This is a genomic window from Sphingobacterium sp. MYb388 (genome assembly GCF_037479535.1).
Taxonomy (GTDB): domain Bacteria; phylum Bacteroidota; class Bacteroidia; order Sphingobacteriales; family Sphingobacteriaceae; genus Sphingobacterium; species Sphingobacterium anhuiense.
On sequence record NZ_JBBGYV010000007.1, the window covers coordinates 78,917 to 99,707 of the forward strand.

Below are 20,791 nucleotides of genomic sequence, written 5' to 3' on the forward strand. Positions count from 1 at the left end.
GTAGTAAGTAAAACAACAGCACACAAGTGAATTTAGAAGAGTTTAAAAATATAATACAACGTTACCTGGCAGATAAACTATCTGATGAGGAAAAAAATACCGTGGATAGCTGGTATGATGAGGTTTCTTCTGGTACAGCAGATCCATTTACAGATGAACAGCATAAAACCAAAGTAAAGGAAGCGATATTCGCGGCATTTCCTCCTGCCATTCAAGCAACTAAAAAACAGCCGCACGTGGTACGGCTCCGCTGGATTTCTATTGCGGCTTCAGTTTTGATTTTCGGTATTTCAAGTTTGTTAATCTATCAAAGGTCGCAACCCTTCCGTCAAGATACCACGGCGGCTTCAATTGTGTTCACACAGATTTCGACGCGCCCAGGTGAACAAATGGAGTTGCAACTTCCAGATCATTCCACCATAATGCTAAATGGAAATACTCAGGTTCGCTATCATGAACAGGAGTATCTGCAAAGCCGAAAAATTTACCTGGATCAAGGAGAAGCCTTTTTTAATGTGCAGCGCGATACCCTACATCCGTTTTCTATCGAAACGGGAGCATTGACCATTGCTGTGCTTGGTACTTCTTTTAATGTCAATAATTCCGAGCAATCAAAAAATATTACGATCGATGTTAAAACCGGACGTGTGCGTGTCGAGAGCAAGATAAATCCATCATTACACGTGCTTACAGCAGGAAAAAGTTTACAATATGAAAAAAATCTGGGGAGCTATAAACTGTTTGATACTAATGCTGATCATGCCGATATCTGGACACGTGGAGGTATTTTAATGTCTGGCGCTAATTTTCAGGAATTGCAGGAACTTATTTACAACCGTTATGGCTTGATCTTACGCAGTGACAGCTTGGATACAGATCGTTTTAGCTATTCGTTGCTTTTACCGCAGGTAAAATCGGTCGATCAGCTTCTTCATATGATCTGTCATATTCACCAAATTAATTTTAGAAGGGAAGGAAATGAAATAATACTACATCAATAAACTTAAAACAGTTAAAGTTGGGGAACTTGGGGAGTTTCTCAATAAAAAAGTGCTCATCTGGCAAACCGCAAAATCGACCAGTGAGCACCCTTAATTCATGTTAAATGATAAACATTAATGCAAATATATGTATAAAATTACGAAGCTCAGCACATTGGCTGCTGCATTAGCTTTCAGCTCATTTGTATCTATCTCTGAAGTTACAGCAACTTCAATTCATGCCCATAGCAGGCAAGTTAAATCAGAAGGAATCAATATCCATCTAAAAGCAGGTAATGCTTCGCAGGCGCTCATGCTTCTATCGCAGCAAACTGGTCTCGGTATCGGTTATGACAAGAAAGTTTTACAATTGGAGAAAGTCCTGGTAAAAGAGCGCACTTTTCAAAATGCAAGCTTTGAAGAAGTATTGCGCTATATTTTGAGAAATACCAATATCCAGTCAAAAAAGGTAAATGGTGATGTCGTTTTGGTGACCGAAGAAGTGCAGCAGACCTTTAATTTGCGTCTGCATGTCAGCGATAATGCACTCAAGCCAATTGTTGGGGCATCTATTAAAATTAGATCTAACGGTCAAAGTGTGCTGACTAATGCCAAGGGAGATGCTCAATTGAAAGTTCCGGCGGGTACTTATAACATCTTGGTTAGCCATATTTCTTATGGAACCAAGGAAATAAGTGCGCTAAAGATAGATGCCAATTCTACTGGGGTACAGTCTGTCATTTTAGAAGAAAATAAAAATGAACTGGGAGAAGTGGTCGTCACAGCTCTGGGAATCAAACGGCAGGACCGTTCACTTGGGTATGCTGTAGGTACAGTGAAGGGGGAAGATCTGAATCGGGTGAACAATGATAATTTTATGATTGCGATGGCAGGAAAGGTTCCGGGGGTTACGATCAGTGCCACAGGTCCTACGGGTTCTTCGGTGAGTATGGTGATTCGTGGTGCTTCATCCCTTAGTAGTGACAATCAGCCTCTGTTTGTCGTTGATGGCGTACCGATAATGAATCAGCTCAATAACATCGGCCAAATCGGTGATGATAATAAAGTCGATTACGGCAATGCGATCTCCAATATCAACCCAGAAGATATTGAAAACATATCTGTTTTAAAGGGACCCAGTGCCGCGGCTCTGTATGGATCGCGAGCTGGTAATGGCGTTGTTTTGATCACAACCAAAAGCGGTAAGAATGCGGAGAAAATGACTATAAACGTGACCAGCAATACCGTTTTCGATATTCCGTATCATTACATTGACTTGCATAACAAATTTGCAAGTGGTACCATGCCCTGGAAACCCGGAGATCTTGCCGGCGATCTGAAGATTGAAGAGGAATCCAGTTATATGGTGGGGCCTGCTCTGGATAAAGGGTATAAGGCCATCCAATGGAATAGTCCACGTGATGCCGATGGAAATCAGATCCCGACAGAACTAAAGTCTTACCCGAATAATATTAAAAATTTTGTACAGACTGGAATAACGAGTACCAATGGCATTTCATTGGCTAATCGCAGTGAGCGACTCGATTATCGTTTTTCTTATTCTAATATGAACAATAGAGGTATTGTACCTAACGCCGATTTGTTTAGAAATACATTAAATATTAATGCAACGATGCGTCTACGGGATAATCTTTCATTGGGAATGTCTCTGGATGCGAGTCGAAACAATTCAAATAATCGTCCGGCTACCAATCGCGGAACAAATCCTTTGCAGGCGGCATATGAAGTCGCACCTCACATCAATATCTTGGATCTGAAAGATTATTGGATGCCTGGACAGGAGGGGTTGCAGCAACGCTCGCAGTCAATTGGAAATTTTAATAACCCTTATTTTTTAGCCTACGGTGTCAATAATGGTTTTGTGCGCGATCGTGTATTCGGAAATTTGCGCTTGGATTGGAACATTCGGAAGGATTGGAATATGATGGTGCGCTATGCGACAGATGTATACTGGGAGAATCGGGAGACTAAAATACCCTATAGCTATACCAATGAACCACGAGGTGCCTATGGTATTGTCAATCTGATGAATATGGAACAGAATATTGATTTTCTGACTACTTATAATAAAAAGGTAGGCGACTTTCATGCAACAGGATCGCTTGGTGGTAATCTCCGTTATTCTAAATCAAATTCGGTACAAAATGCCTCTAAGAATGGTGCTGGGCTAACCACTCCTGGTTTGTACAGTCTTTCCAATATCAGTCCGCTGAACTTGGATTTTGCAAGTAGTCTTTCAGAGCGTGCTGTCAATAGCGTTTATGGGTTGATCAATCTTAGTTATCGGGATATGGTATACTTGGATTTGACAGGTCGAAATGATTGGTCAAGTACTTTACCCGCCGCCAATCGTTCTTACTTCTATCCGTCGGCATCCCTGAGCGTATTGGCCGACCGTGTTTTTACGTTGCCAACGGCTGTGAGTCTCTTCAAGTTGCGGGGTGGTATCGCTCGTGTAGGAAATGATACCGGAAGCTACAATTTGTTTAATGTGCTGAGTAATCCCGGAAGCTGGGGTGATGTGTTGCGTATCACACGTTCTGGAAAGCTTCTTTTACCCAATCTTAAGCCAGAACAGGCTACTTCTTACGAGGTTGGTGCTGATATCGGAATCTGGAAAAACAGATTAAAATTTGAAGGAACCTACTACACGCTAGACAATAAAAATCAGATCATTTCTACGACATTACCGAGCTCGAGCGGATTTAGTTCGAGAAATATTAATGCCGGACTACTGAGTAGTAAGGGAATAGAACTGGCATTGTCTGGACGTCCCATTGAAAAGGAAAACTGGACCTGGGATTTAGGTGCTAACTGGTCACGTAATCGCACACGTATCAATGAGCTCTCGGAAGGTGTTGAATTTCATACTTTCTGGACAGATGGTCGAGGTGGAGCACGTACCTATGTAGGGGAAGAGATAGGTGATCTGTACGACTCTAAACTCGTGACTGTTGAAGATCCATCATCTCCCTATAACGGTTATCCTATTTTAGATAAAAATGGTTCTTGGCAGGCTGTACGTATTAATAATAGCCGTAATAAGATCGGCAATTTTAATCCTGATTTCAGTATGGGTATCCAGTCCTCACTGCGTTATAAAAAATGGACAATGCACCTTGCCGCTGATCTGCGTTTTGGTGGTAAATTTATGTCTCAAACTTACCGATATTTTGAATCGAACCTGACTACACAACGATTTTTGGATCAGTTAATAAACCCTAAGGGATTAACAGGGGAGTCATTACGGAATTATTTGATTGAAAATGACCTGGTTCGTGTACAAGGCAATCGTTATCCTATTGTTGGAGGGCCAGGTGATGAATATGGGGGCTATCCTGTCAATGTGGGTGGAAATGTTGGAAACTTCGGCGTATTCAATCCAGGAGTTATTGCTGAATACGATGCTCAGGGTAATATCAAAGGATATAAGGAAAATCTCGGAGGTGAGGGGACAAAGTATATCGCTTATTCAGACAATTATCCTTGGGATTTTATGAATGCAGCCACATTTGACGCATCATTTATCAAATTAAGAGAACTGTCTTTCAGTTATGATTTGAAAGGAAAATGGCTTACCCGTATGGGTATCGATGGTGGAAGTGTAGGGGTCTATACGCGTAATTTACTTTTATGGACAAAGGCTAAGGTCGGAATTGATCCAGAAATGGCATTTCAATCTGAGGTCGGAGTCGGTTTTAAGCAGGGGATAGAGCGTTACAACGTGACTCCTTGGGCTATGCCTATCGGATTTAAAGTTAATATCACATTTTAATATATAGCCAACAATGAACAATTATTTTAAAATTATAAAAATAGCATTATTTGTATCCGCCATAAGTTTTTGCTTGTGGAGCTGTAAAGATCTCACGGAAATCAATATCAATCCCAATGGTGTTAGTGAGGAAGACGCAAATCCAAATTTACTTTTACCTACTATACTTGCTGGTGTAGGAAGTAAATATAATGATCTCAGTTTTACTGATCTAGGTGGTGTAGTTCAATACACCCAACTGGATGCCTGGTTTGATTCGCACAATGATTATGAGTGGACTGGGGGGATATTAAGTTGGGATGCTTATTATGGATTCTTACGCGATAATGAATTGATGCGTCGCCGGTCTGAAGAACTGGGGCTTGATTTTCATCATGGAGTTTCACTGGTCATGCGCGCTTATCTGTTTGGCTTGATCACAGATTTGTGGGGCGATGCCCCTTATACCGATGCGTTGAAAGCTGAACAGGGCGGAGTGCAGTACAACTTCCCAAAGTTTGATCGACAAGACGTGATCTACAAAGGAATAATTGAAGAACTGAAACAGGCAAATACCCTATTTTCAAAACCAAATGGCCGTTATGATGTTTTGGCAAGTGCAGATATCTATTTTGTGGGTAATGTCGCAAAATGGCGTCGTTTTGCGAACTCATTGGCGTTGCGTTACTACATGCGAATCGCTGAAAAAGAAAATACATTTGCTAAGCAAGGAATAGAAAATATGCTAGCTCATCCGGCTGATTTCCCCATAATTACATCTGCAGAAGATGAGGTTTTGATGAGTTTTATGGGAAATAATGCATCAGATTCTTGGCCTTCGAATACCGTTTATGATGCAAGTGGGAGTAATTTTCGCCGGATGAAAATGTGTGCAACACTTGTTGATCGCTTGCAAGCTCTTCATGATCCACGCATTGCAGTTTGGGCCAAAAAGGTGGAAATCCCGATTGAGGTTCGTACGACTGAACCAAGTGGAACTGATAAAATTGTGAACGGTGTACGCATTGTTTCGCCCGATGTGGTGAAAGGTATTGCGGTGGATGTGGATGCTCAATATGTAGGGTTACCACCCAGTGGTTCTAAAAATCCATCGGCTTATAATCTCAATCCGAGCCCTGGACAAACGTCGGTGAATCCGCATGTTTCTTACCTCAATGATAGCTATAAAGCAGCTAAGGGGGGAATACTGAAAGCTCGACTACTGTCGGCATCTGAAGTGAGTTTTATATTAGCTGAAGCGGCATGGAAGGGATGGGCATTGCCAGAGTCTGCAAAGGCCTATTATGAGCAGGGCGTACGCAATTCGCTCGCTACCTGGGGCAAAGAAGATGCGTATAACGTATATATCCAACAGCCTGGTGTCGCCTTTAATAACACCCAAGCACAGATTATGGAGCAGAAATGGATTTCTAACTGGTCAACAGCAACGCAGGCTTGGTTTGACTACAGAAGGACGGGCTATCCGCAATTGAAAGCTGGTCCTGCTGCGATTCGTTCTCAATTACCATTACGTATTCCATACATGCAGAATGAAATGAGTGTGAATCAAAAAAATGCAACAGAAGCATTGGCTAGAATTGAAAAAACGGCCTACTCACAAGCAGATAATGAAAATAGTGCATGGTCTAAATCTTGGTTGCTACAAGGAACGAATAAGCCATGGTAATTTTATATGTACACCATTAATATTGATGAAAATGATTTTAAAGAATTTAATTTTATCCTTGAGTCTGTGCTGTGCCCTATATACAGGAACAGCACAACAGAGCGATCGAGGCCTATATCCTGATCGTATCACGTTGACTTGGTCAGATAATCCGTCAACGACACAATCTGTAAGTTGGCGGATAAATGGTTCTGCGACTAAAGCTGTGGGGCAGGTTGTAGAGGAGCAGAGTAGCCCTGATTTGGAAAAATCTGCACAGACAGTAATGGGTGTAACGAGCCCATTGAAAATTGAAGGTCAGACTGCTGATAACTATGGACAGGTTTCGTTTCAAGGCCTAAAGCCTGGTACAATCTACACCTATCGCGTAGGGGATGGCACGAATTGGAGTGCGTGGAATCAGTTTCGTACGGCTGATGTAAAGGGTGATTTTTCATTTATTTACCTGGGCGATGCGCAGAATGATTTACGCTCGAAATGGTCCCGATCTATTAGAAAAGCTTTTCAACAGGAGCCTAATGCACGTTTTATTGTCCATGCTGGCGATTTGATAAACCGTTCAAACAACGATAGCGAATGGGGGGAATGGCATGAAGGAGCTGGATTTATCCATCAGATGATACCTGCTGTACCCACACCAGGCAATCACGAATACCGCAGAGACTCTTTGGAGCAGCTGGTCTTAGATCCGCACTGGAAAAAGCATTTTAACCTTCCTAGAAATGGACCTGCGGATATGCAAGATGCGGTGTATTATTTAGATTATCAGGATGTGCGCATGATCTCTTTAAATTCGCAATTGATCATGCTAGATTCTATTGCTGCTAAAAAACAGGAACAATGGTTAACGGAGGTTTTGGCATCTTCAAAAGCCAAATGGAATATTGTGGTTATGCACCATCCGGTTTATTCAACAGCAAAGAATAGAGACAATACCATTCTTCGAGAACGTTTTAGACCTATTTTTGAAAAATATGGCGTAGACTTGGTTTTGCAGGGACATGATCATACCTATGCACGAGGAACAGCTGGTAAAGTTCGTCCGGTATATCTCCTTTCTGTAGCAGGGCCAAAGATGTACGGTTCTGATTCGGAACGTTGGATGGAAGTGTCAGGTGCGCAGACGCAGCTCTACCAAGTTATTCGGGTTACGGACAGTAAACTTTTCTTTTCAAGTTATAAACTGAATGGACAATTATTTGACTCATTTGAACTAACTCACAAATAACATGATACATGTATTAACTATTTTTCGGGTTCTGTTAATCGTTTCAAGTATTTTGTTTTCAGTTGCTTATGGTCAATCTGATCGTTTGCTGACCAAGCTGTCGGAAAAAGAACAGCATATTGCTGCTCACCGGGGGGCACATAAGGAATTTCCTGAGAATTCAATCGCCTCCATTTTGGAGGCGATCAGGTTAGGAGTTTCTGTTGTTGAAATCGATATTCGCAGTACCAAAGATGGTGTGTTGATCTTGATGCATGATGGAACGGTAGATCGCACAACAACAGGTAAAGGAAAAGTGAGTCAGCTGACCTATGCTGAAATACAAACCTTGTATTTACGGGATACTACAGCAGGTGCTGCCTCTAACAACCATATTCCAACGCTTAGGGAAGTACTACGCTTATGTAGAGGTAAAATAATATTGGATATAGATTTTAAGGAAGAAAACGAAAAGTATGTGGCAAAAACTTTTGAATTGATTGCTGCAGAAAATATGGAAGATGAAGTTCTGTTCTTTTTATACGATAACCGACTTATCGAAAAGTTTTATAAGCTCAATCCTCGTATCACTCTTTTTCCTCGTGCACGGAGTATGAAGGATCTGCATGAGATACTAAAATCCAAACGGACTTCCATTGTTCATATTGATGAGTCTTTCGATAATTATAATGAATTAGTAAAGCTTAAAGATCAGGGTGTTATTTTGTGGATGAATACGTTGGGCGATACAGATGAAAAAGCTCTTCGTGAAGGAAGTACTGTTTACGAGATCTTCCTGAAAAAATACCCTTATGTTAGGATTATACAGACGGATAATCCATCTCTCTGTAAAAATATGCTTTCTGGAAAGCATCGTCAGTAAAGATTTTCGTAGGATGCGATTTAACAGCTAATCATTTGCGCTATTATTTTTTGATTCAAATGCATCATGCTCTTGTTGCAGTTTCAATGCTAATGAAAAAGAATATAAAATACACAAGGATCTGCGGATGCTTGTGTATTTTTGCAAAAAATAAGTTCAATGAGCGCAATACTTCGATATTTAAATCCACACGGTAAAATAAACTATAGAGTAGAGATTTTGGCAGGATTGACTGTGGCGATGACCATGATTCCAGAATCATTGTCATTTGCTATACTAGCTGGTCTTTCTCCTTTGACGGGTCTCTATGCCGCGTTTATAATGGGCTTGGTCACAGCTATTTTGGGTGGGAGACCGGGAATGATTTCTGGCGGTGCAGGAGCAACTGTCGTCACACTCATCGCGTTGATCAGCATGCATGGAGTCGAATATTTGTTTGCTACTGTTGTACTGGCAGGTATTTTACAGTTTATGGTAGGAGCTTTCAAATTTGGGAAGTTCGTCCGACTGATTCCACAACCCGTGATGTATGGCTTTCTTAATGGTTTAGCTGTAATTATCTTTATGTCTCAGGTCGAGCAGTTTAAGACTGTAGATTCTTCAGGAGTAACACATTGGTTATCGGGTGCTTCAGCCTATATTATGTTAGGGCTTACTTTATTTGCAGCATTAGTGGTCTATCTATTCCCTAAGATTTCTAAAGCGATTCCAGCATCATTAGTAGCCATATTGGCCACCTTCTTGCTCGTGTATATTTTTAAGATCGATACCAAAACAGTGGGCGATATCGCTTCTGTTAAGGGTAACTTACCGGCATTTCATATTCCTTCTGTACCCTTTACTTGGGAGACAATAACTATTATCTTTCCATTTGCGCTGGTTATGGGCTCGGTGGGGATGATTGAGTCGCTTTTGACCCTATCAATGGTCGATGAACTGACAAATACGAAAGGAAACGCTAATAAAGAAGCTATGGCGCAGGGAACGGCGAATCTGGTAAATGGATTTTTTGGAGGGATGGGAGGCTGTGCTATGGTGGCACAAACGCTAGTTAATATTAATGCAGGGTCCCGTTCACGACTTTCCGGTATTATCGGTGCCCTCACAATATTGACGATCATCCTGATTGCTTCTCCTTTTATTGAACAGATACCGATGGCTGCTTTAGTGGGGGTAATGATGGTGGTGGCTATAGGAACTTTTCAATGGATTTCTTTCCGTATTATCACTAAGATGCCGAAGTCTGATGTAATCGTCGGTATGCTTGTCGCACTAATTACGATTGTGTTGCACAACTTGGCTTTAGCTGTACTGGTCGGTGTGGTGATTTCGGCACTTGTATTTGCTTGGGATAATGCAAAACGTATTCGAGCGCGAAAAACGATTGATGAAGCCGGAAATAAGGTGTATGAAATTTATGGTCCGCTATTTTTTGGGTCAGTAGCTGGATTTTTAGAGAAATTTGAAGTCAATGAAGACCCTGATCTTGTGATCGTTGATTTTAAGGAAAGTAAGATTACAGATATGAGCGCTATAGATGCCGTTAATAAACTTGGATATAAATATCAGAGTCAATCTAAAACACTTCGCTTACGCCATCTGAGCGAGGATTGTAAAGCCATCATGAGGAAAGCAAACAGTCCGGTAGAGATTGAGGCTTCTGAAAATGATCCGACTTATAAAGTAATGCCAAAATAATTTTTTACTGCTGACAATAGGCTGTCACTATTGCTTGTAATTTTGATTTATCAATTAAAAATAAAGCGATATGAATACAGCAGCAGTTATTACCAAAGAAGAATTATTGAAACATTGGTTAGGTCATAGAAACCTGACTAGAAGGACGATCGAGAAGTTTCCTGAAGCAGAGCTTTTCACTTATGCTGTGCCGGGTATGCGTACATTTGGTGAATTGGCAAATGAACTGATATCGATTGCTGTTCCCGGTTTAACGGGCATAGTCAATAGACAGGTGGAAGCATATGCTGAAGCAAATAAGTATACAAGCAAGGCCGCCATTTTAGAAGTGTGGGATCAGCATACGGAAGAGCTTAAGCAATTATGGGCGCAACTTAAAGAAGAAAATTTTCACGAGACATTTAATTTGTTCGGTCAATATGAGTTTCCTGTCATTGAAAATATTTTATATTTTATCGATAATGAGATTCATCACCGAGCGCAAGGATATGTTTATCTGAGAAGTTTGGGGATTGAGCCGCCATTCTTTTGGGAGCGTTAATACCGCTAAAACTTACGACCTCCAAGGAGCAAGCTGCTCTCTGGAGGTTTTTTTATGCCAGTCGTTCTGCCTGAGATTTCAGTAAGGACCTTACCGTGTCTTTTAAAGATTGGGGGCTAATAATGTCTGCACGGTCACCGAACATCATATACCAGCGTGCGAATCCCATGTCAGCATTTTTGACATCAAATACCATTTCGACCATACCATCATTCAGGCTTTCTTTTTTAAAACCAAAATATTTACGTTCCCAATGTAGATAATGCGCAAATTGTGGATCGACATGAAGTACTACGCGCGTAAAATTGGCTTCCTTTTCTCGTTCTGCGAGATATTGTTCAAGATCAGGATGTTGTTTAAATTGTAATTGATCCAATATTCTAATGTTAGAGATGCGATCTGTACGGAATTGTCTATAATCGTTTCTTACCAAACAGAAAGCATAGATGTACCAGTAATTACTTTCATGAAACACACCGATGGGCTCTATGTCACGTATGCTAGGTTCTTGCTGATAGGTAGCCTGATAGCTAATTTCCAATACATTTTTCTGGGCGATGCATTGAAATAGAGTCGTCAAAGTATTGGGAAGTGCTGAGCTCAGCTGATTATGCGAAATAGATTTCATGACCACATGTTTATCAATAGTTTCCATCCAATCCTTATCGGAACTCCGTATAATCGCCTTCAGCTTATAGATGGCCGAAGAGAAATGATCTTTCATTTCCTTATCGATAAATTTAAACACCAGCTTCTCAGCGGCTACAAAACTCGTGATTTCTGCTTTTGTGAACATCATTGGAGGAATCTTATAACCCTCAACCAGTTCGTAACCTAATCCTGCTTCACCAATGATTGGAATGCCTGCCGCAGTCAGGCTTCTAACGTCACGGTAGATGGTCCGTAAACTGACTTCAAAACGGCTTGCTAATTCTTGTGCTTTGACCGTTTTTTTGGATTGAAGTTGAATTAATATTGCTAGTATGCGATCAAATCGATTGAGCTGTTCCACTGTGATGTTTTCTTCTGAATGCTATTAAATATGGGTTTAAGATATAGAATAATTTTTGAAGACAACGATTGAAAGGGATAAATTTATTCAAACGTTTTGGTACACATCCTATTGAAAAAACAAGGCATCACGTGTGATGCCTTGTTTCAATAGGAATGCTGTGCTACCTTATTTTTTGATTGTTGTTTCTTCCAGATCCTTGATGATAGCAGTAGCATAATCTTCACCATTAAGTTCTGATGCCTGTAGCAGTGCGCCAGGACTAAAAACGTTGATTTCCATTATTTTGTCACCGATAATATCCAGTCCTACGAAATACATCCCGTCCTGCATCAGTTTGTCGGCCACTTTCTGTACCATTTGCAGTAGTGCGGGACTGATCTCAGCAACTTGGGCTTTGGCTCCCTGGTGGATATTGCTCCTCAATTCTCCCGCTGATTGTACTCTGTGCACACTAGCGTATTTACCATTAACGAGCAGGGGTTTCCCATTGAGTAGGAAAAAACGGATATCGCCATATTGTGCATCGGGCAAATATTCCTGAGCGATTAAATAACCGTCGCGACAGATCACCTCAACAATCTGTTTGAGGTTTTTACTTTCTTGCTCATTGACAAGAAAGACATTTTTTCCCCCCGAACCCTTTAAAGGTTTCAGGATAATTTTATTGTTTTGCTCTTCAAAAAATCGCTTCACGTCATCGTAACTACGTGTTACGATAGTACGAGGGCGTATTTCTTCGGGAAAGTTTTCGAGGTACAGTTTATTTTCCGCATCAACGAGAGCGCGTGGATTATTAAGTACTTGGACACCTAGATTTTGTGCGAGCTGAGCAAACTGCAATCCCATAGATGCTGCCCAAGGCCTATTGATCATGTCAAGAACAGGGTCAAATCGCAACCAAATAATATCTAGCTCCCGTAACGAAATTTTTTCCTTGGCGGTAGACCGTAATTTATCAATCAATTGTTCGGTATCTGCTATACCATCGATCTGATGTACAGCACGGGCATGAGCGGCTATTTTATCCTGATCCAGGTAAACAAAATCAGCAAGACCGATATAATAGACGGAGTGGCCACGTAGGAGCGCTTTGTAGGCTAACAATGTTGTTGTGAAGCTAGCCTTTTCTTTGTGTGTCTGATTGATGATGAATGCGATTTTCATATAGGAAAGTGCTTTTAATGATTTGAAAGGTTGAAAATATTGTCTCCTGATTTGATTTTTTCTAAGTTCTGTAAATAAGGTTCTGCCAGATAGCGTGGTTTTAGGATCGGATTGTTTAATAATCCTCTTTGTGTTAATTCTTCAACAATGGGGATATAGTCTTCCCGGATTTTACCAATGAGCAAAGGAGAGAGCTCTCTTCCCTCACGGATATAGGTAATGATGCTCATGAGGCCTTTTAGATAGAGAGCATCTTTTGTTAAGCCGCCACCGCGGTATACTCGGGTGCAGATATGGAAGGCTATTTCTTCTGTAAAATGATAATGATCTACCAATAAGAAGAAGGTATCGCTGAAATTATGTCCTGCTAGCATATGGTGTACAGCCACTACACGGGCAGCTATAATCCGCAGACGGTCTCCGCTAAGCTCGTTGACCATGTATTCGGAGAATACAGCAAGTCCTTCCTGCAATTGCTCATAGCCAGGTACACCCAAGCTGAACAGTTTAAATGGCTGTGACTTACCATTGAAATAGGTGACAATGTGGGTACCTACTTCATGCTGTATGAGGGCAATGGCTCTGCTCGCTTCAACCTCATAATATTTGCTGATGTTCAACACACCTCGGTTGACCATGATGCCTGTGATATCTTCGCGGATCCGGACGCCGGTCTCCAGTGAAGGAAATTGTTGTCTGAGATAATGAAGCTCTTCCTTTGCCAATTTGGCGAATTCGGTTGCATTGATCATTTTTTTTGGAGGTGCCGGCTTCTTGCTGTGTTGTTCGTATACCAATAGAATAGCCTTTGCGGTTTCCAGTAAATTGTCATTGACATTTCCGAATACTTGGAGGCTCCCGTGCATAAAGCCTTCATTGCCACGATCAATCAGCATGGTCATCATAGCATCAAGTTCCTTACGTTTATCTCTAAAAAGATAAGCGATAGTCGGATCATCAATATCTTCAATACGTAGATTATAAAGATTGCGTTTCACCAACTCCGGATCTATTGGCATGGGTCTATATCTAAATTTTGGTGATTTTAAAAATTTATCTTTCTTAAATTGTAACCATGCTTCACGGGTATTTAAAGGACTGACTAAGAGCAAAAAGTCGAATTTCTGACTTTCAGAAGCTAAATTCTGATCGATTTCCATAATAAGGGGTTGCAGTTCAGTTGTCTTGAGCATCCTGAACTGTGATACCTTTAATGATGTATATAGTCTGATAAATTCAAGAAAACTCTTGCGTAAACTTTTTGTAAATATTTCCCTATAATTGCGCAGAATGAGCGGATATACCTTTCCAGTTGTGACATCATTATAATGCGGTTTCAGTGCAATACCCATGTAAAGTAATTGTTTAAATTCCTCTGCCAATGGATTGATAATAGGAGTTATATCTCTATTTTTTGGTGACTTTGTATCTTTTTTTATAGCAGTAGACAAGAACATATTCTGTTCATCCGATTCTAAATCTTTGATAAATTTTTGAGCAATAGGAAGTGCTGATTTCTGTGAAATATGGATGGCGACGTCTGTATCCATCTCTTTATCCTGCCAGATTTCGATCAATTGACATGCACCAAATTCATCTATAAGCTGTCTTATTATTGGCGTGATCACCGCATTGAAATCCAGATCTGTTGATTTGCCTACTAAAGAACAAGACTCCGATTTAACCAAAGTGGATATCATCTGATCTTTGCCTTCTACAGGGATCCGGTAAACCAAAAGTAGCGGAATGATGCGTTTGAGAACAAGTTTACTATCTTTCGAAAACTGTATATGAACGGGCTCTTTTTGTATGATGGATGTAACTGCTTTCGTAATCGCTTTACTTTGATCCATAGTGACTTTGGTAGCTGTTTTTGATATACGATACAGAAGACCGTAATAGTTTTTTTAATGACTCGATATGATCAAGATTAGGAGTTCCTGTCCATTCATTCATAAAGTCTTTACGAAACTCAATAGAAAGTACACATCCTTTCTGACCATATTTACTGGTAACCCATTTGGAAAGATAACCACCTGAAAATTTGACGTTCTCACGTACGTCGATCTGGTTTTCATTTATATTGTGTTCTTTCAAGTATTTTACAAATGAGTCGATCAAAGGCCTCCAAATACCTTTATTGTTGATCGTTCCAATATTTATCTCTGGATTTGCGTAGGTGTCGACTGTTTCATCAGGACCAGATCGTTTAGCATTGTAACTATGGATATCATAAATAATAAAATACCCATTTTGCTGAATACTTTTTTCAATCATGCCCGAAAGAACTTTTTGAATATAATGATACGATTGTTTGAGTTGTGCTAAGATTGTCTTAGTAGGAGGTTGCTTCCATACATTAAGCCCCCATGCTTGATCAGGGCGTAGATATACGGAATCTTGAATAGGTCTATTAAGGTCTACTTGGAATCTGGAGGTTTTAATAATCAACCGATTAGTATCTAGATCTGTCAGCATACCCGTGTAAGGATCCTCCTCTCGTAATCGTTCGGATTCTGAAAGACTCATGATAGGTGATAGTTGTGGGGCAATCTGATGTCCATCATGTATAGCTAACGCTAGAACTGGTCCACCTTTTTCTTCCAATACATATTCTATTTCCATATTATTCTTTGCTTAAATTAAGTAGATCGTATATCTAGTAAACAATTTCGTGGACAAATAGTTTGAATAGTTGCTCATCAATATGCGATGTAAACTAATTCGTGGCATGCTTGTTATTAGAAATATATGGGATTGATAACTTTTACTAATCGCGGTATTTATTGTAAACAAGGTGATTTTTACGTGGACCCCTGGTTGCCGGTAGACTATGCTGTAACTACGCATGGTCATGCAGACCACGTGCGCTGGGGAAATAAATACTATCTGTGCCACCATTTGACAAAAGCGATTATCAAATGTCGTATAAGCGAGGATCTGGTTGTCGCATCAATGGCATATGGGGAGAAAATTGTTAGAAATGGTGTTCAGATTTCTTTTCATCCTGCTGGACATGTGATTGGCTCTGCACAGGTTCGTCTTGAATATAAAGGTGAAATCTGTGTAATTTCTGGAGATTATAAAGTGGAATTTGATGGCATCAGTACGGCTTTTGAACCGATTAAATGCCATACGTTTGTTTCTGAAAGTACATTTGGACTTCCTGTATACAACTGGTTGCCTCAAGATGTCCTATTTGACGATATCAAGCATTGGGCAGTACAAAATAAAGAAAATAATAAAACGACCGTGCTTATTGCTTACAGCTTAGGGAAAGCGCAGCGTTTATTGCATAACCTAGCAGGATATCTGCCGATCTACGTGCATAATAGTATTGGTCGACTCAATGTAGCTATTGAACAGGCCGGAGTTACATTGCCTCCCTACAAAACAATAACAGCGGATATGAGCAGGGATGAGCTACAAGGGGGTATTTTAATCGTTCCGCCGGTCATGCGAGATAGCAAGTGGATCAAAAGTTTGCAGGGTGCTGCTGTTGGTATCTGTTCAGGATGGATGCAGGTGCGTTCGCATCGAAGATGGCAGAGCGCTGATGCGGGATTTGCACTGAGCGATCATGCCGATTGGAATGGATTGATCACGGCCATAAAAGCAACTGAAGCTGAAAAGGTTTATGTAACGCATGGTTTTACATCGGTCTTTTCCCGCTATTTGACCGAGCAGGGAATACCAGCTGAAGCCGTGACAACACAATTTGGCATTGAGGATGAAGAAGCGGTAGCGGAGAAAGGGGGTGATCTTTGAGAAAGTTTAGCCGTTTAATTTCCAGACTCGAACAGAGTAATAAAACTAATGATAAATTAACTGCTTTGGTTGACTATTTTTCTGAAGCGGAGGACGCCGATAAAATTTGGGTTATTGCTTTGTTTACGGGCAAGAAGCCTAAAAGAACGATCAGTACCAACTTGTTGAAAGAGTGGATCACCGAGATCACTGGATTACCCACCTGGTTGTTTGTCGAAAGTTATCACAATGTTGGCGACTTGAGTGAAACGATTGCTTTGCTTTTGCCTCCTTCTACATCCACATCCGATATTCCATTGCATCAATGGATATTGGCGTTGAAGAACTTGTCGGATAGTAGCAATGAAGATAAAAAGGAATTTGTTTTCAACGCTTGGGAAAAGCTGAGTACGCAAGAAAGATTTGTGTTTAATAAGCTGATATCAGGCAATTTTCGTATTGGTATCTCATCTAAAAATTTAATTCATGCGCTCGCAAAATTATCAGGTCTGGATACCAATCACATTACGCATAGCATTATGGGAAAATGGGATCCTGAGAAAATTTCTTTTGGTGACTTGATAGGTGGTTTGCATGTTAATACTGATAGTTCCTGGCCTTATCCTTTTTGTCTGGCATATCCGATCGATGTGCCTGTCCATGAGTTAGGATCGGTGGATAATTGGCAGGCAGAGTGGAAATGGGATGGCATCAGAGGGCAGATTATTAAGCGGAATGATGAATTATTTATCTGGTCACGTGGGGAAGAACTGGTAACAGACCAGTTTCCAGAATTGCACGTTGCTTTATCTGGTCTGCCAAACGGTACCGTAATCGATGGTGAAATATTGGCTGTACGTGAAGGCGAAGTATTATCGTTTAGTACGTTACAGCAACGGCTTAATAGAAAAACAATCAATAAAAAACAACTGGATGAGGCTCCTGTCGCCTTCTATGCCTATGATGTATTGGAATATGGCGGTATGGATTATAGAGCTGAACCGCTCCATAAAAGAAGGGCTGTGCTCGACAAGTTATTGCCAATAGCGGAGACAATTTTGACGGCTCCGATTGTTCCTTTTGATTCTTGGGAAAATTTAGTTGTAGAACGGAAAAAGTCTCGCGAACTGAATAGTGAAGGCATTATGCTGAAACGTCAGGATTCTTTGTATCATAGCGGTAGAAAGAGAGGAGATTGGTGGAAATGGAAAATAGAACCTTTTACCATAGATGTGGTGATGATTTATGCGCAAAAAGGAAGCGGGAGAAGAGCTAATTTTTTTACAGACTATACTTTTGCAGTACGCGACGGAGATCAGTTTATTACGATCGCGAAAGCTTATTCAGGTTTGACGGATAAAGAGATTAAGGAGGTCAATAGTTTTGTGGTCAAAAATGCCATAGAGAAATTTGGCCCTGTACGGACTGTAAAACCAGAACTGGTATTTGAGATTGCTTTTGAAGGAATAGCAGTCAGTAAGCGTCATAAAGCAGGGCTTGCGCTACGTTTTCCCCGAATTGTGCGCTGGAGAAGAGATAAAAAAGTAGATGACATCAATACGCTGGAAGATCTGCAGATACTATTAGAATCAACTATGAGGGATAGTGAAAGATGAAAAAAACGGTAGGCTATCAAAAAGTTGTGAAATGGTTGAAAACCCGGAAAAGAAAACCATTTCCCTTTCAAGAAGAGACATGGGCATCTTACTTGGAGGGATATAGTGGTTTAGTCAACGCACCTACCGGATTTGGTAAAACCTATTCTGTCTTTCTGGCACCCATCATTGCTTATCTGAATGAGGAGGGCAATGGAAGTAAAAGAAAAGGGAAATTGGGCTTACGTGTAATCTGGATCACACCATTACGTTCATTGGCAAAAGATCTGGCACGTGCGATGGAAGAAGCTTTATTTCAGCTTGATGTTGACTGGAGGGTCGGCGTGCGGAACGGCGATACTTCAGTATCTGAAAAGCAGAAACAAAAACGAGCCATGCCACAAGTATTATTGATCACACCAGAAAGCTTACATTTACTTCTGGCTCAGAAAAATAACGATAATATCTTTGATGATCTAACCTGCATAGTTGCAGATGAATGGCATGAATTATTAGGCACTAAAAGAGGTGTCATGGTTGAGCTGGCGCTATCCCGAATCAAAGGTATGGTAAGTTTTAGGGAAAACAGGACGCTTCGCATCTGGGGAATTTCGGCGACAATCGGTAACCTCGAAGAGGCTTTAGCGGTTTTGCAACCTGATCATCAAGTGTTGAAAATAATTGTAAAAGCAGCAACTGAAAAGAAGATCCAGATTCAATCAATTATCCCTGATACCATCGAAATGTTACCTTGGGCCGGGCATCTGGGGATAAAATTGGCCGATAAATTAGTTCCTGTTATCAAAAAGAGCAAAACGACCTTGGTTTTCACGAACACCCGAAGTCAGGCAGAGATCTGGTTTCAGCATTTACTGAAGATCCATCCCGATTTTGCGGGTCAGATGGCGATACATCATGGTTCGATAGATTATGAATTACGCAACTGGATTGAAGAAGCATTGCACACGGGAGTATTGAAAGTTGTGATCTGTACCTCATCTCTTGATTTGGGCGTGGATTTTAAACCGGTTGATACTGTGGTGCAAGTAGGGTCACCAAAGGGTGTAGCACGTTTTTTACAACGTGCCGGAAGAAGTGGACACTCACCCTTTGAAACGTCAAAGATCTATTTTATGCCGACCCATGCGCTCGAACTGCTAGAAGTCGCTGCGATTAAAACAGCGGCTAAAACACAGCAGATTGAAAGTAGAGAACCTTTTATCTTGCCTTTTGATGTTTTGTTGCAATACTTGGTAACTTTAGCTGTAGGAAATGGATTTGATAATAAAATAATTTTTGAGGAGGTTAAGAATACCTATGCCTTTTCTGAATTGCTGGCTGAAGAGTTTGACTGGTGTATGCAGTTTATTACACAAGGAGGCTCAAGTCTGCAGGCTTATCCTGAATTTCACAAAGTGGTGTTCGACGAAACAGATGGCTTATGGAAAGTAACCAATAGGCAGATCGCAATGCGTCACCGCTTGCATATAGGTACTATTGTGAGCGATGCTATGCTCAAGGTTAAATTTATGACCGGAGGTTATGTGGGTATGGTTGAAGAGTATTTTGTGTCAAAACTAAAACCGGGTGACCGTTTTAATCTCGCAGGTAGAAGTTTGGAGTTTGTAATGGTCAGAGATATGCTTGTGCTTGTTAAAAGAAGTCAGCATAAAAAAACCATAACACCAAGCTGGCTGGGGGGCAGATTGCTCTTGAGTTCTAATTTAGGTGCTATCCTGCGTCAGAAATACAGTCAGGTATTGATCGGAGAACATGAAGAGGAAGAGCTTAAGGTGATGAAACCCTTATTCGAATTGCAGGAATCGATTACACATGTACCTAGGGCGGATGAGTTTCTAGTAGAATTAATACATACGAAAGAAGGATATCATCTTTTTGCTTATCCATTTGAAGGACGATTGGTACACGAGGTTATGGCAGCACTTATAGCCTACCGAATTTCCAGATTGATACCTATTACTTTTTCAATAGCGATGAATGATTATGGTTTTGAATTGCTGAGTGATCAAGAAATACCGATGGATGATGCTATTGTCTATGACGTTTTTTCTCCCGATAACCTAAGCGCAGATATCAGTGCCAGTATCAATGCCACGGAGATGGCAAAGAGAAAGTTTAGAGATATTGCCTGTATTTCGGGACTGGTATTTCAGGGTTATCCCGGTAAATATTTAAAGAATAAGCAGATTCAATCTTCTTCCGCTTTGTTCTTTGATGTTTTTGAATCCTATGATCCCAAAAATCTCTTATTGCGTCAGGCTTATGATGAAAACTTTCATTATCAGCTCGAAGAGCCACGTTTGTTGCATGCGCTGAATAGAATACAGCAAAGTACCATCGTTTTAAAGTGGGCAGAGCGTTTTACTCCATTTTCTTTCCCGATCAAAGTGGATAGTATGCGGGAGAGCATGAGTTCTGAAGAACTCGAAGCACGAATTGAAAAGATGAAGGCCGCAGTGTTTAAAAACTTGGATTAAG

At 40.7% G+C, this 20,791-nt stretch carries 14 protein-coding genes; 10 read left to right on the plus strand and 4 right to left on the minus strand.

What is annotated here, in order from left to right:
* Positions 1 to 26: 26 nt before the first annotated feature.
* The 7 genes from WH188_RS19640 (at position 27) to WH188_RS19670 (ending at position 10,771) form a co-directional block, all read left to right on the plus strand.
* The gene (locus tag WH188_RS19640) at positions 27 to 1,001 is read left to right on the plus strand and encodes a FecR family protein (RefSeq protein WP_339424563.1); all 975 of its coding nucleotides are present in this window, start codon (positions 27 to 29) and stop codon (positions 999 to 1,001) included.
* A 127-nt stretch (positions 1,002 to 1,128) separates the two neighbouring features.
* Entirely contained in the window at positions 1,129 to 4,776 is a 3,648-nt protein-coding gene (locus WH188_RS19645; protein ID WP_339424564.1) for a SusC/RagA family TonB-linked outer membrane protein, read from the plus strand.
* A gap of 13 nt (positions 4,777 to 4,789) precedes the next feature.
* Positions 4,790 to 6,442 (plus strand): SusD/RagB family nutrient-binding outer membrane lipoprotein, encoded by a 1,653-nt coding sequence (locus tag WH188_RS19650; protein ID WP_339424565.1) that lies wholly within the window; start codon positions 4,790 to 4,792, stop codon positions 6,440 to 6,442.
* Positions 6,443 to 6,473: 31 nt separating this feature from the next.
* Positions 6,474 to 7,670 (plus strand): metallophosphoesterase family protein, encoded by a 1,197-nt coding sequence (locus WH188_RS19655; RefSeq protein WP_339424566.1) that lies wholly within the window; start codon positions 6,474 to 6,476, stop codon positions 7,668 to 7,670.
* A gap of 1 nt (position 7,671) precedes the next feature.
* A complete protein-coding gene (locus WH188_RS19660) occupies positions 7,672 to 8,532 on the plus strand; it encodes a glycerophosphodiester phosphodiesterase family protein (protein ID WP_339424567.1) in 861 nt (286 codons plus the stop codon).
* A 159-nt stretch (positions 8,533 to 8,691) separates the two neighbouring features.
* Positions 8,692 to 10,230 carry a SulP family inorganic anion transporter gene (locus tag WH188_RS19665; protein WP_339424568.1) on the plus strand — a complete coding sequence of 513 codons (1,539 nt, stop codon included), beginning with the start codon at positions 8,692 to 8,694 and terminating at the stop codon, positions 10,228 to 10,230.
* A 70-nt stretch (positions 10,231 to 10,300) separates the two neighbouring features.
* Positions 10,301 to 10,771, plus strand: coding sequence for a DinB family protein (locus tag WH188_RS19670; RefSeq protein WP_132840384.1), 471 nt, complete (start codon positions 10,301 to 10,303; stop codon positions 10,769 to 10,771).
* Between the two features lie 52 nt (positions 10,772 to 10,823).
* On the opposite strand, the gene WH188_RS19675 is transcribed toward WH188_RS19670, so the two are convergent.
* The 4 genes from WH188_RS19675 to WH188_RS19690 all read right to left on the minus strand — a co-directional run bounded on the left by WH188_RS19675 (position 10,824) and on the right by WH188_RS19690 (position 15,575).
* Complete coding sequence (locus WH188_RS19675) at positions 10,824 to 11,783, minus strand: helix-turn-helix transcriptional regulator (protein WP_207898407.1); 960 nt, start codon at positions 11,781 to 11,783, stop codon at positions 10,824 to 10,826.
* 168 nt (positions 11,784 to 11,951) lie between these two features.
* Positions 11,952 to 12,950: an ATP-grasp domain-containing protein gene (locus WH188_RS19680; RefSeq protein ID WP_339424569.1), complete on the minus strand. Its 999-nt coding sequence runs from the start codon at positions 12,948 to 12,950 to the stop codon at positions 11,952 to 11,954.
* Positions 12,951 to 12,964: 14 nt separating this feature from the next.
* Positions 12,965 to 14,803 (minus strand): flavohemoglobin expression-modulating QEGLA motif protein, encoded by a 1,839-nt coding sequence (locus WH188_RS19685; RefSeq protein WP_339424570.1) that lies wholly within the window; start codon positions 14,801 to 14,803, stop codon positions 12,965 to 12,967.
* A complete protein-coding gene (locus WH188_RS19690; protein WP_021191141.1) occupies positions 14,790 to 15,575 on the minus strand; it encodes an N-formylglutamate amidohydrolase in 786 nt (261 codons plus the stop codon). Before WH188_RS19690 ends, WH188_RS19685 begins: the two co-directional genes overlap by 14 nt.
* A gap of 126 nt (positions 15,576 to 15,701) precedes the next feature.
* On the opposite strand from WH188_RS19690, the gene WH188_RS19695 reads away from it, so the two are divergent.
* Genes WH188_RS19695 through WH188_RS19705 form a run of 3 tightly spaced genes read left to right on the plus strand, consistent with a single transcriptional unit; the run spans position 15,702 to position 20,790 of the window.
* Positions 15,702 to 16,718 carry a ligase-associated DNA damage response exonuclease gene (locus tag WH188_RS19695; RefSeq protein ID WP_339424571.1) on the plus strand — a complete coding sequence of 339 codons (1,017 nt, stop codon included), beginning with the start codon at positions 15,702 to 15,704 and terminating at the stop codon, positions 16,716 to 16,718.
* Positions 16,715 to 18,313, plus strand: coding sequence for an ATP-dependent DNA ligase (locus WH188_RS19700; RefSeq protein WP_339424572.1), 1,599 nt, complete (start codon positions 16,715 to 16,717; stop codon positions 18,311 to 18,313). Before WH188_RS19695 ends, WH188_RS19700 begins: the two co-directional genes overlap by 4 nt.
* Positions 18,310 to 20,790: a ligase-associated DNA damage response DEXH box helicase gene (locus WH188_RS19705; RefSeq protein WP_339424573.1), complete on the plus strand. Its 2,481-nt coding sequence runs from the start codon at positions 18,310 to 18,312 to the stop codon at positions 20,788 to 20,790. Before WH188_RS19700 ends, WH188_RS19705 begins: the two co-directional genes overlap by 4 nt.
* Position 20,791 lies beyond the last annotated feature (1 nt).